This is a genomic window from Streptomyces sp. NPDC042002 (assembly GCF_055588305.1).
This window is the reverse complement of record NZ_JBVJCT010000011.1, coordinates 41,547-55,449: the sequence shown is the minus strand read 5'-3', so window position 1 is coordinate 55,449 and position 13,903 is coordinate 41,547. Positions and strand designations below refer to the sequence as shown.

Genomic DNA, 13,903 nt, shown 5'->3' with positions numbered 1-13,903 from the left:
TCGCAACAGCGACCAGTCGTACCTCTCCAGCTCAAGCAGAGCCGCACTCAGCATCATCGTCTCCTATCCGCTGTGGCCCGGCTTCGTCGCCAGAAGAGCTCCGGGAACGAACGACTCCAGCGGGAGGATTCCCTGGCAAGTTGTGCAGATCTCCATCTCCTGCCAGACCTTACCAAGGCCGTCCTCGATGTCCATGAGCCTGCCTGCCCGCGTGAACAGGACATTCTCCGGGTCCCAACCCGTAAACTCCAGAATGTTCACTTCCGCACAGTTCCCGCCCCCGGAACAGCCGACCGCGATATCTCCGTTGGTCGTATTGATGGCGGAGGAGTACGTACGGTATTTCGCGTCACCGGTGGCGACCGTTCCGACATCGTCCCGGAGCGCGTTCGCGTCCGACACGCGGCCTTCCAGGTCCCAGTCCCCGGTCGACGGATGAATCGTGACCTTCGGCTGGAACTTGCCCTTGGCGCCTCTGGTTCCGCGTGCGGCGCTCGTACCGCTCTTGGGCGCGGCCTTCGCAGCCCGTGCTGTACCGCTCGCCGTGCCCGTCGACGCCGTGGTCACCGCGTCGGCCTCTGACGCCTTGGCACCCGCCGACGTCGCGGCTTCCTCCTTGGCACCGGTCTCCACGCTCTTCTCGACCACCGCCGCCCCGGCGCCGGCGATACCGACCGTCCCGGCGATGACCGCCCCACCTTCGCCCGCCACTCCGACGGCGGCGCCGGTCACCGCTGCTCCGAGGCTGCCCATTTCGGCGCCAGCGGTGAAGCCCTCGGCGCCGGCTGCCAGTACGGCTCCACAGGCGCCCGCCGTGGCGGCCACGCAGGCGACCACCCCGACCACCGCCGCCGTGGCCACCACTGCCGCGATCACCGGGTGCCGCTGGACGACGTGGTAGGCCTTCTTGGCGTAGCAGGAGAAGGACCAGCCGCAGCTGTGGTGCGAGCTGCCGCCACCGCCACTGTGGGAGCTGGAGGTCGTGGTGGTCGTCGTGGTCGTCGCGGGTGTCGTCGTGCCGCAGTCGATGGCGCACGTGTTCATCGTCGGGTCGTTGTACCAGTCGTCCAGACCGGTCGGGTCGCTGCCCGTGACCGGGTTGTCCGCCGCGTACGTGTACCCGTCGATCTGCTGGGCGTCGGTCAGTTCGAGGACCGGATCGTCCGAGACGAAGCGGCCGATAGTGGGGTCGTAGTCCCTCGCCCCAAGGTGCGTCAGCCCCGTCGTGGCGTCGGCGACACCACTGACGAACCCCCTGTCGCCAAGCCACGTGCTCGAACTCGGCTGTGTGCCACGGGCGTTGCCGAAGGGGTCGAGGCGCCGCCGGGTCAACGCCTGCGTCGTCGCGTCCACCGCTGTCTCGGCGGTGTCGTGGGCGTCCGTGACCTGCCACTGCAGGCCGCCCGTGCTCGTACGCACCGCGATGGTCTGGCTGGCCCAGGTGTAGTAGCGCGTCCCCGTGGCCGTCGTCGCGCCCTTGGCGACGTGCAGTTCGGTGTCGCCCAAGTACAGGGTGGTGCCGGAGTCGTCGCGGGAGAGCAGCCGGTTGCCGTCGGCGTCGTACAGGTACGAGGCCGAAGTCCCGTCCGCGTTGGTCACCTTGGCAAGGTGGCCCTCGGAATCCCAGACCAGCGTCTGGGTCTTGCCGTCGAGGGTACGGGTGTGGGTATTGCCCGAACCGTCGTAGGTGTACGCGTCCGTGGTCGTCGTGGAGCCCTTGGTCGTCGTCGACGACGACAGCGTGTGCGGCTGGCTGCCGCCCTGCGGCGGGTACCCGTACGACGTCGACGTGTCCGAACCGCCCGTGGTCGTCGCATGGCCGACGTCGCTCTTGCGGTTGCCGAGGTCGTCGTAGGCATAGCTGTGCCAGTACGGCGCGGGACCGCCGAGGACCGCGGTAGACGCGGCGGCGGCGCAGCCGTCGGTGGCCGTCCATGCCTCGGTGAGGCGGTCGTGGCCGTCGTAGCGGTAACACTGGACGTCGTCGGTGCCGTCGGCGTGCGTGGCGACCTTTGTCGGGTTGCCCGCGTCGTCGTAGGCGTACGTCGTGTCCTGGACGGGTGCGGTCTGCGCGTCGTCGGTGACCAGTTCCCGCTTGAGGCGGCGGGTGCCGTCCTCGTAGGTGTTCGTGATCTGGAGCCACTTAACCGTGTCCGAGGACGAAACACCCAGCGTGAGCTGGCTGATGTCGCTCAGTTTGGTGTAACCGGTGTTCTGTACGTAGCCGGTGGCGCCGGTAAGCGTCGTCGGCATGCTCAGGTCGTTGTAGCCGTAGGTCAGCGACTCGGAGGGCAGTCCGCCGGCGGCCGGATCGGAGGTGACCTGGATGGTGCCGTCGAGGTTGTAACCGGTCGTCGACGTGTAGGTGCCGGCCAGTGACTCCTCTCCGGTGGCGGAGGGGATCGTGACCCGGGTCAGGGTGGGCCGGTACAGCGAATCGTACGCGCCGATCTGGCTGATGTACGCCTGGCCGGACGAGCCGCCGACGTACCGGATCGACGACGTCGGCTGCCCCTTGACCACCGAGTCGTAGGTCCACTTGGCCAGTTCGTGCGCCGCATCCTTCGTCGTGCCGTCGTACATGTCGGTCTTGCGGCCGAGGATGTCGTACGAGTAGCTCAGCGTCTTCTCGTCGGCCGTGTCGAGCGCCGAGGTGGTCGTGGCGACCTGGTCCAGGTCGTCGTACGTCGTCTTCGTCGTGCCCGTGTCCGGGTCCGTCGCGGTCGTCTTGCGGCCCATCAGGTCGTAGTCGTACGACCAGGTGTTGCCGTCGTCGTCGACGACCTCCTTCAGCCGGCTCTTCGCGTCGTAGTGGTACTTGATGGAGGTGTAGGAGCCGGTCGGAGTGCCGTTGTCGTACTGCCGGGTCTCGGTGGTACGGCCGAGGGTGTCGGTCAAGGTCGTCGTCGCGATGCCGCCCTTGGGCGGGGTGACGGTGGTGCGGTCACCGCCGTATTCGGTGGAGGTCGTCCAGCGCTTGATGCCGAGCGCGTAGAAGTCCTTCGCCGTGGCGCGACCCGCGCCGTCGTAGCTGGTCAGGGTCTGGGACGGCACCACCGAGGTGATGTTCGCCAGGGTCCCGGCCGGGGCGGTGTCGTCGGTGTAGTCGGCGTCCTGTTCCACGGCCACGCCGCGGCTGTCGTACTTTGTCTCGGCGATGACCCGGCCGCCGCCCGGTGCCGGGGTCTGCGTCTGGCGGGGCCGCAACAGCGCGTCGTAGAGGGCATAGGTCGTGTCGTAGGTCGTGCCGTCGTTGTTGAGCTTGCCGGTGGAGACCGTGGAGGCGGCGGTGTTCGAGATCGCGTAGTTGTACACGAGGCTGGCGCTCTGTCCGGAGGACTTGGAGCGGTTGGCCAGCCATAGCCCGGTCAGCCGGCCGAGGCCGTCGTACCCGTAGTCCGTGCGCTTGCTGTTGGCGTCAACGACCGAGGTGGCAAGGCCACGCGCCGGGTCGAAGGTGGTGGTCGTCGGATAGGTCTTGGCGTCCGTGGTGACCGTGCTCGTCAGCGGACCGCCGGTGGTGGGCGTGTACTTGGTGGTGCTGACCGTGTTCTGATCCGCGTCCTTGACCCAGTCGACCCGGCCCTGCGTGTCGTAGTGGGACGTGGACACCGTCTGGTAGACGGGACTGCCGCTGCTGTACGACGACAGCCGCTGCGTCGACGTCTCGTCGCCGAGCGTCGGGGCGGTGCCGTAGGACTGACTGTCATAAAGGGTGCGGACGTCGGAGATCACGTCGTCGGGACGAGTCGGCGTCGCGTCGCACGCCACGTCGACCGTCTCGACGCGGACCGGGAAGGCCATCAGCCAGTCGGTGGTGTTGTTCGCGATCGTCGTGCGGGTGCACTGCTCGTCGCCCTTGGCAGCCGTGTCGCCCGCGTCGTCGACCGTCAGCGCCGCACCCGTCGCCGGGTCGTACGTCGTGGACACCGCGGTGTCGCGGGTGCCGCCGGAAGCCAGATCCGTACGCGTGCGGACCGCCGCCGGGCGGGTCAGATACGCGCTGCGGATACCGTCCGTGGCCGTCTGGTGGATCCACTGGTCGGTGATCGTGCCGCCGACCTCGGCGGAGCCGTCGTAGGTGACCGACTCGCGGGTCTGGCCCGCCAGCGGATCAGCGTCCGTGACCGAGGCCTCGGTGGAGTCGGTGACCTTGACGCTGCGGGTGGTGCCGTCGGACTGCTTGTCGCCGTCCATACCCCGGAAGTACGTCGAGACCGTCTTCGTCCGCTTCGACTGCGCGTCGCCCGTCGTCGTGGTGACGCTCCCGTAACCCCGCCACTGCGACCACGTCCTGCGCTTGGCCGGCGCGGTGACGTCGTCGCTGTCGTAGTGCCAGGCAGGGGAACCGCCGTAGGTGTAGTCGGCCTCCTTCAGCGGCGCGCCGCCTGTCGGATCCGACTCCGTCACCTGGGTGACAACGTACTTGTGGAACCAGTCCAGTTGGGGGTCGGCCGTGAACGGCGGCTGCCAATACGTCGGGAAACAGCGCAGGGTGTCGGAGTCGGGTGCGCTCGGCATCGTCGTACCCGCGACGCACTGCGGGTCGGAGTAGTTGACCGTGAGGACCGACCCCGTCTCCGAAGTGATCGTCCGCACCCGCCACTTGACCAGTGCCGCGATGTCGTCGTGCGTCGTGTCCACCCGGTTGTACAACTGCACACCGGCGAACGTGACAGGCGGCATCGCCGTCGCCGAACCGTCCTTGCCCGTACGCGTGATGGACTTCAGCCACAACCCGGCCGACGTACCGTCGCCAGGGTCGGGGAAGGACTGGTCGAGTGCCCAGGAGTCGACGTCCCGGTAGGCCGGAGTCGACAGACTTGCGTCCCACACACTCGTCGTGACACCCGTCAGCCGCTTACGGGAGAAGAACGTCGGCCCCGTCGCGCTGCACACCTTCCCCGATGCGCAGATCTCGTCGAACGGCACATCCGGCCAATGCGACGACGTGGACGAGGTCAGCGACGAACAGTCCTCGCTGCTGGTCACCAGGCAGCGCTCGGCCGTACCGAAGGAGACCTTCTCCGGCGCCGTGCCGAACACCGTCGAGGACGTGATCCCGTAGTCGATCCGGTTCAGGTAGCCACCGCGGTCGTACACCGTGCCGTTGTCGGTCGTGGTGCCGTTCTTCGCGTAGTAGTTGGTCTCCTTGGTGTACCAGTACGACATCGCGTTGCCGTGCGGATCCACGACATAGTCCAGGTTCCATCGCCAGGCCTGGGTCAGCGCCCGGCCCGAGAAACTGCTGCCCTGGTCGTAGCCCGGTTCACCGGAGTCGTCACCGAACACCGGGGCGGTCCAGGTGGAGTTGGTGACCGCGTTCCCCGTGGCCCAGCCCGGCAGACGGTTCTTGCCGAAGACGTACTGGGTGCCGTCCTGGGTGGTGACGGTCCAGTACTCACCGTCGTTGTCTCCGTTGGTCGCCCCCGTGGAGTGGGTGACACGCTCACCGTCGTCGGCCTTGGGATGCCATTCGCCGGTCGTCGAATCCTTGATCAGCGGACTGGACTTGCCACCCAGGACCAGGGTCGCGTTGTCGTTCGCCCAGCACTCGTCGTTCTTCCCGGACTGCCCGTCGTCGTCACACGAGTCGTACGACCGCTCGATGTACCCGGTCGTCAGGTCGAAGCCCTCACCGACCCAGGACGGCTGGTTGTTCGTCGACGGCAGCCGGCCGTCCACACTCTGCGCGTCATACGTGAGCGCAAGGTTCGGCGACGGACCACCGTTGGACGGGGGCACCGACAGCGGATACGACCAGGTGAAGTCGCCGCTGGAACCACCCGCGCTCCAGGACGCGGACGGGTTCAGGGACGTCGCCTGGTACGAACCGGCACCCGACTTCGCCGCGGCGGTCGCGGCGAGGGCCATGGTGGAAAGGGTGAGCGGCGCGGTGGCGGTGAGGGTGTGCGCCGCCGTGTCGTTCGTCGTGGGCAGCGGCGACGCGGTACGGCACTTCTTCAGTGCAGGGGTGGCCAGCGCGCAGGAGGGCAGCCGGACCAGCGAGAGCCGGGACGCGTAGTCACCGCCATAGGCGTTCGCGAAGCCCGAATAGTCCAGCGTGAAGCGGGTCTTGGCGGCGGTCCTTGACCCGTCGGTACGGGTGAGAGCGAGGACTGCGCCGTGGATTCCGAGGGCGGTGGCCGTGCTTCGCGGCGCCGTACGGACGGTGACTTTCGTGGCGGCGGCGCCCTTGCCGGAGCCGGCAAGCCTCACGGGGAGCCTGCCGACGGTGACGGTCGCGGCCGAACTCCCGGCCACCGCGAGGACCTTGGCGGCGGCGGTGGGCCAGATCACGGGCTTGGTGACGGCCTCGGCGGTACGGGCCGCTGCTGCCTTCGCCGGGTCCTTGCGCTTGACGGTCTTCGTCTTGAAGGCAACAGCCGTACCGTTCTTGACCATTGGCGCGTCCACCGTGTGGTGGCCATGACGTTCGCTCGCCCACACCGCGGGGGCGGTGCCAAGACCTGCGGCCACCACCGCGCTCACCGTGACGCCGACCACCCACAGCCGTGCCCGCCGCAGCCGCCCGTGCCGTAGCCCACCCATGTCTGAACTCCCCCTGTTTTGAAGGCCTTCGGAACGCATACCGGTACTTGTCGCCGCGACCCATGCCGCGACCGGCGCCGCCGTTACAACGGGATGGGCACTTCGTTGACGTACATCTGGTCGATAGCGGTATCCGATATGACACCGGTCCACACCCGCACATCGTCGACGAGACCGTGGGCGAAGTCGCTGTACGCGCCGGTGCTGATCCGCCCGCGCCCGATGTTGAAGGTGCCGGTGGCCTGCCAGGGCGAGGTGAACACGACGCCGTCTCCGGTGTCGTCGTCCGTGTCCGTGTCTCCCTGCGCGCCCTGGCGAACACCATTGACGTACAGGAACAGCTGGTGATGGGCACCGTCGTACACGCCGGTCAGCAGGGTCCAGTCGCCCGGATCAACCAGCTGTGCCGAAGCGGTGGTGGCGGGCACCTTCACGACCGTGGCGCCGGTGCCGGAGACGTCCGCGGTTGTACGGCCGAAGACCCACATACCCTGCGAGGAGCCCGCCGCCTGGTCGTACCACAGGCCCCATGAGTCACGGACGCCGCCGGACTGGGTGGCGATCCTCATGTGGTGGGCCACGGTAGTGTCGGCCAGCGACGCCGTGTCGAGCTTGGCCCAGGCCACCACCGTGAAGTCGCCCTGGGAGTCGACGATCGGACCGTTCGCTGTGGCGTTGGCCGTCGAAGTACCGTCCAGTGACAGGACGTTGCCCTTGCCTCCGTCAGCGTCGGCAGCCCAGCTGCCACCGCCGGCGACCGTGGCAGCGTGACCGTATCCGGAGGAGTCCGAGGCGCTGGTCCCCGAGGTCTCGTCCAGGCCCCACTCGGCGGCGAGCGCCGGCTGTGCCTGGCCGGTGCCGGCATCGGTCATCGACTGGAGGTCGGCGATCTCCTCCTCCGACAGGATCCGGTTCCAGGCGGTCACCTCGTCGACCTGGCCCGGGAAGTAGTCGCTGAACGCACCGCCGATCTGACCGCGGGCGATCTGGAGGCCGCCGGTGCCCTGCCAGGGCGTGGTGAAGGAGACCGGGTCGCCCTGCGCCAGGCCGTTGACGAACAGCTGGATCGTCTGCTCCTGCGCGTCGTAAACGCCCATCAGGTGGGTCCAGACACCGACTTCGGGCGTGGTGGTGCCGATCGAGCGGACGATGGTCGGTGCCGCCACGTCAGTGGTGTACCGGTTGAAGATCCACGCGTTGTTGGAGGTCGAGTAGTAGACCGCGAACGCCGATCCGTTGACTCCCGCCTGCGCGACGGCGACGGCGTTGTGGGAGTTGCCGGTCAGCCGGGCCCACGCCGAGATCGTGAAGCTCTTGGTGGTGTCCAGGACCGTCGAGCCAGTCGCCGCGTATGACGAAGTCCCGTTGGTCTGGAGGGACTTGCCGAGCCGGGCGAGTGAGGACCAGTCGGCCGAACCGGCCAGGGTCGCCGTCCGGCCGCTGACCGAGTCGGTGGCCGCGGTGCCGGTGCCTTCGTCGAGGGACCAGTGGGCGACGGGGCCCGCGCCGGGCGCGACCTTGAAGGTGTACGTGTAGCTGCCGGAGGCGTTGCCTGCCGCGTCCCAAGTCTGGACGGTCAGGGTATTGACCCCGCGCACGTCCGGCGCCAGGGGCACCGCGTAGCTGGTGGTGGCGGTGGTGAAGGTCTTGGTGCGCACCGGGTTGTCGTTGAGCTGGTAGGTGTACTTGACCACGTCCGTCGCCCCGTTGGCCTTGAGCGTGAACGTCGCGGGGGCGCCCACACCGCCGTAGGCCGTGCAGTCGTCCGGGCTGTCCGGGCTCGCGCACTCCTGGTACGTCGTCGAGTCGACGTCCGGCTGCACCGGCGCCGAGGAGTCGATCCGGAACCAACACCCGCTGGTCCAGGACGAGTACATGGAGGCGGTCTTGCCGTCGAAGGAGTACTGGTACTGGCTGCGGACGCGGAACCAATACGTCTGCCCGTTAGTCAGTGCCGGGGTCGTCCAGGTGCCGGTCGTGCCGGAGGTCGTGTACGCCGACGGGCTGCCCGAACCGGCCAGCGGGTCAGTGACGTCGGCCTCATACTTGTACACCTCGAAGTTCGGCCGCAGCGTCGACTGCGAGCCGTCTGCCGACTTCGGCGCCGCACCCAGCGTGGGCGTCGTGTCCCGGATCACGGCCGCGGTGGCGCGGGTCGTCGAACACGCCAGGTTGGGGCTGGACAGCTTCACACCGGTCGGTGCGGACGGCTTGGACACGAACGTCACCGACAGGCTGGGCTTGTGGTCCGACGGCGACGCGAACTGCTTCCAGGCGATGTCGTCGCCCTCGTCTGCGGCCCGCAACCCGAGTGTGGTCGTCGACGCGGACTCCCCGGCGGTGTAACTCACCGCCTTGGTGGCGTCGAAGGAGACGTTTCCGCCGGGGCAGGCGGACGAGTAGCCCTTGGCCGTGGAGACCGAGTCGACCTGAGTGGACCAGGCTGGCTGCGCCGACCACTTGGTGCCCGAGGAGATCGATCCAGTACGCCACAACTGCACGGCTTTGTCGGTGCAATTGGCCGACCACACCTCAAGGGCCGTGAAGGTCGCCGAGAGGATCTTCTTGCCGCCGAGGGTATGCGTGTCGAACTGGTACAGCGAACGAGCCTTCTTGTTGTCCACCCACTCGTCGTAGCCGACGCCCAACGCGTGCGAGGTCTTCCAGAACGACGTGTCCGGCGAACTCGTCCACACCGTTGTCCACCCCGAGAGCGACGCGCTGGTCGTCTGCGGGTCGAGGACCACGGGGTAGGTGGTGTCCGGGTCGTCGAGGAAGGACTTGTCCGGCCGCAGCGTCAGCGCGTCGTCCGAGGCGGTCACGTCCATGGCGGTGGCACGGGCTCCGGGGTCGGGACCGTCGAGGACGCTGGCTTCGGCAACGGCCGTCCGCAGGGCGGCGGTCGTCACGTCGGACGAGGTACGCGACGCGGTCGGTGCCGTGACCGAGGTCCTGGAGGCCGCCGCGGTCGAGGCCTTGGACGCGCCAGCCGCGTTCGGCGTCACGGTCGTGGCAGCGGCCGTCGAGGAGTCGTACATCAGCGCGCTGCCGGTAGTGAACACCGGCTGCCCTTTGCCGTCGACGAAGGCCGCACCACCGGAGTGAGTGTCGTACGCGGAGACGCCTTCGACCGAGACGGGGAAGCGAACGCTCGACAGATCCGGGTTGTCGGCCGCCGCACGGGACTTGACGACCAGGTTCTCGCTGAAGCCGTCCGCCGTCGCCTGGACCACCAGATTTATCCCGGGCATGACATCCGAATACGTGGCCGTGGAACCGGAGAGCGTCGGCGTCGGCAGCGTCCAGGGTGAGCCGACGCTGTAGGTCTTGCCGTCCTTGGTGATGCGCGCCAGGGGGTCGTGCGCGCCGCCCCCGGAGAAGGTGATGTCCACGGCAGCGGCCTTCGGCGCAAGCTCGCCGGCGGAGTCTTTCGCGAGGTCAGTGTCGACCGGCACCCAGCCCGACGCCTGCCGCACACGTACCGCTTCGGGATCGAACTCGACGCTGAACGTGCCGTCCGGCTGCGCCGTGACCAGTTGGGTGGGCGTCGTCTCGGAGTCCACGGCGACGGGCGAACCCGACTGCGCGGCCTTCAGCGACGCGCCCGCCTCGGGCGACAGGTCACCGCTGTCGACAGACGCCTGCGCATCGTCGGGCGTCGCCTGTACGGCGACCGCCTGCACGCCGGCGGTGCCCACCAGCTGCAGAACGAGCACGGATGCCGCCACACAGACCCGACGCCCCAGCAACCGTCTGACGCGTTCCCTCGCGCCGACAGCACGACGCGACCCCGTTAACCCCATAGCCCCCACCCCGTGGTCACACGATCTCCATATCGGCCAAGATCGAAGCTCAGAACATTCCACCTGTCAATCGCGTTCAGATTGAACAGATCCGACCGAATCTGCCCACCACATCCAAAACACCCGCCCAAACAAGACGGACAAGTCAAAAGGAAATACAAAGACATCGACAACGGCGGATCATCGAACAGGAATGCCCATTCCATGAAGCGGAAGAAATTGCCGCGCCAAGCCGGCTGGGCCTCGAACACAACAAATGAAGAGAAAATTAAACGCAAAAGTTACACATGATCAGGACCTGCGCTTCGACCGGCGTCCCGGCCAGCGCCTTGCCGGGACACGCGCGGCGGTTACGGCAACGCGCGGTGGGCGCCTGGCGCGGCGGGAGTGAAGGGCGCTGCCTCCGCCACGCGACGAACCCGCCGGGGCGGGGCGATAGTGCGCGAGGGCGATAGGGCCGGTTCGCACTTACCCGGGGCGCTCCTGGGCGGTAACCATGGGGAAGGCTGTTTGGCCAGCTATGACCTGAATGAGCTGATTCCCAGGAGGGCTCATGAACGCCCCGACCGCCACGACGGCCGACCCCGTCGCCCAGGACGACGCGCAGGAGGACCCGACCGTCCACATTCTCTGGATCAACGCGGGGCTGAGCTGCGACGGGGATTCGGTCTCGCTGACCGCCGCGACCCAGCCCAGCATCGAGGAGCTGGCGCTCGGTGCCCTGCCGGGACTGCCCAAGGTGGCGGTCCACTGGCCCCTGATCGACTTCGAGTGCGGGCCAGTGCAGGGCGCGGACAATTTCGTCGAGTGGTTCTTCAAGGCCGACCGGGGCGAGCTGGAGCCCTTCGTGCTGGTCGTCGAGGGATCGATACCGAACGAGCGGGTCAAGCCGGAGGGCTACTGGTGCGGCTTCGGGGACGACCCGGAGACGGGTCAGCCGATCACCACCAGCGAGTGGCTCGACCGGCTCACCCCCAAGGCGCTCGCCGTCGTCGCCATCGGGACCTGCGCGACGTACGGCGGTATCCACGCGATGGCCGGCAATCCGACCGGCGCGATGGGGGTGCCTGACTATCTGGGCTGGGAGTGGAAGTCCAAGGCGGGCATTCCGATCGTCTGCATCCCGGGCTGCCCCGTGCACCCGGACAACGCCTCCGAGACCCTGCTCTACCTGCTGTACCAGGCGGCGGGCGCGGCTCCCATGATCCCGCTGGACGAGGAACTGCGGCCGACCTGGCTGTTCGGCGCGACGGTGCACGAGGGCTGCGACCGTGCCGGGTACTACGAGCAGGGACAGTTCGCCACCGAGTACGGATCTCCGGAGTGCCTGGTCAAACTCGGCTGCTGGGGCCCGGTCGTCAAGTGCAATGTGCCCAAGCGCGGCTGGATCAACGGCGTGGGCGGCTGCCCGAACGTCGGCGGGATCTGCATCGCCTGCACCATGCCGGGCTTCCCGGACAAGTTCATGCCGTTCATGGACGAGCCGCCGGGCGGCCATGTGTCCGCGACGGCGAGCGGTATCTACGGCTCGGTCATACGACGTCTGCGGAACATCACCGCGAAGACCGTCGACAAGGAACCGAAGTGGCGCGGCAAGGGCGAGGAGCTCACGACCGGCTACAAGGCCCCGTGGTGACCACGGTTACCCACCCGCTGAGCAGGACACTCGACAGGAAGGTGGCGCGGCACCATGGCGACGGCGACGAACAAGCCGGGCGGTGACGGCCTCACGGAGATGTCGTGGGACCCGATCACCCGCATCGTGGGCAGTCTCGGCATCCACACCAAGATCGACTTCAAGGCGAAGCGGGTCGCGGAGTGCTACAGCACCTCGTCCGTCTTCCGCGGGTACAGCGTGTTCATGCGCGGCAAGGACCCGCGCGACGCGCACTTCATCACCAGCCGGATCTGCGGCATCTGCGGCGACAACCACGCGACCTGCTCGGTCTACGCCCAGAACATGGCGTACGGCGTGGCACCCCCGCACCTCGGCGAGTGGATCATCAATCTCGGCGAGGCCGCGGAGTACATGTTCGACCACAACATCTTCCAGGAGAACCTGGTCGGCGTGGACTACTGCGAGCGGATGGTCCGCGAGACCAACCCCGGCGTGCTCGAACTCGCCGAGCGCACCGAGGCCCCGCACGCGGCCGACCACGGCTACCGCACCATCGCCGACATCATGCGCTCGCTCAACCCGCTGGAGGGCGAGTTCTACCGTGAGGCGCTCCAAGTGAGCCGCTACACACGGGAGATGTTCTGTCTGATGGAGGGCCGCCATGTGCACCCCTCGACGCTCTACCCGGGCGGGGTCGGCACGGTCGCGACCATCCAGCTCTTCACCGACTACCTGACCCGGCTCACCCGCTACGTGGAGTTCATGAAGCGGGTCGTCCCGCTCCACGACGACCTCTTCGACTTCTTCTACGAGGCACTGCCCGGGTACGAGGAAGTGGGCAGGCGCCGGGTGCTGCTGGGGTGCTGGGGCGCGCTGAACGACCCGGAGTACTGCGACTTCCAGTACGCCAACATGGAGAACTGGGGCCGGCGGATGTTCGTCACCCCGGGTGTGGTCGTGGACGGCAAGCTGGTCACCAACAGCCTCGTCGACATCAACCTCGGCATCCGCATCCTGCTCGGCAGCTCGTACTACGAGGACTGGTCGGGCATGGAGAAGTTCGTCGAACGGGACCCGCTCGGCAACCCCGTCGACGAACGGCACCCGTGGAACCAGCACACCATCCCCGCCCCGCAGAAGCGGGACTTCGACGACAAGTACAGCTGGGTGATGTCGCCGCGCTGGTTCGACGGCACCGACCATCTGGCGCTGGACACCGGCGGCGGCCCGATCGCGCGGCTGTGGTCCACGGCCCTGTCCGGGCTGGTCGACATCGGCTACATCAAGGCCACCGGGCACAGCGTGCAGATCAACCTGCCGCGCACGATGACCAAGCCGGAGATGGCGCTGGAGTGGAAGATCCCGCAGTGGAGCAACGCCCTCGAACGCAACCGGGCCCGCACCTACTTCCAGGCGTACGCCGCCGCGGCCGCCCTCTACTTCACCGAGCAGGCGATGGAGGAGGTACGCGCCGGACGCACCCAGACCTGGGAGAAGTTCGACGTGCCGGACGAGTCGATCGGCTGCGGCTTCACCGAGGCGGTCCGGGGCGTGCTCTCCCACCACATGGTGATCAGGGACGGCAAGATCGCCAACTACCACCCGTACCCGCCGACGCCGTGGAACGGCAGTGTGCGTGACAGCTACGGCACACCGGGCCCGTACGAGGACGCGGTGCAGAACACCCCCATCTTCGAGGAGAACCCGCCCGAGAACTTCAAGGGCATCGACATCATGCGGGCCGTCCGCAGCTTCGACCCGTGTCTGCCGTGCGGCGTGCACATGTACGTCGGCGGCGGCCGGACCGTCGAGCAGACGCATCTGCCGACCGGGCTCAGCGGACTGGCGGTCTGACCTCCCCCAGGAGCTGGATCTTCCCCAGGGTCTGACCTCCCGCAGGATCTGACCTTTGTCAGGAGAGGGGCTTGCC

4 protein-coding genes are annotated in these 13,903 nt (G+C 67.8%); 2 read left to right on the top strand and 2 right to left on the bottom strand.

Features of this window, described 5'->3' with window-relative positions; all coding sequences use genetic code 11:
• Positions 1 to 63 precede the first annotated feature (63 nt).
• Together ACZ6KY_RS18615 and ACZ6KY_RS18610 are read right to left on the bottom strand one after the other, a co-directional pair.
• The gene (locus tag ACZ6KY_RS18615; RefSeq protein WP_469311355.1) at positions 64 to 6,552 is read right to left on the bottom strand and encodes an RHS repeat domain-containing protein; all 6,489 of its coding nucleotides are present in this window, start codon (positions 6,550 to 6,552) and stop codon (positions 64 to 66) included.
• 83 nt (positions 6,553 to 6,635) lie between these two features.
• On the bottom strand, positions 6,636 to 10,268 hold the full coding sequence (locus ACZ6KY_RS18610; RefSeq protein ID WP_469311354.1) for a LamG-like jellyroll fold domain-containing protein: 3,633 nt from the start codon (positions 10,266 to 10,268) through the stop codon (positions 6,636 to 6,638).
• Positions 10,269 to 10,908: 640 nt separating this feature from the next.
• On the opposite strand from ACZ6KY_RS18610, the gene ACZ6KY_RS18605 reads away from it, so the two are divergent.
• Together ACZ6KY_RS18605 and ACZ6KY_RS18600 are read left to right on the top strand one after the other, a co-directional pair.
• Complete coding sequence (locus tag ACZ6KY_RS18605; RefSeq protein WP_469311353.1) at positions 10,909 to 11,991, top strand: NADH-quinone oxidoreductase subunit B family protein; 1,083 nt, start codon at positions 10,909 to 10,911, stop codon at positions 11,989 to 11,991.
• Positions 11,992 to 12,045: 54 nt separating this feature from the next.
• Entirely contained in the window at positions 12,046 to 13,827 is a 1,782-nt protein-coding gene (locus ACZ6KY_RS18600; protein ID WP_469311352.1) for a nickel-dependent hydrogenase large subunit, read from the top strand.
• Positions 13,828 to 13,903 lie beyond the last annotated feature (76 nt).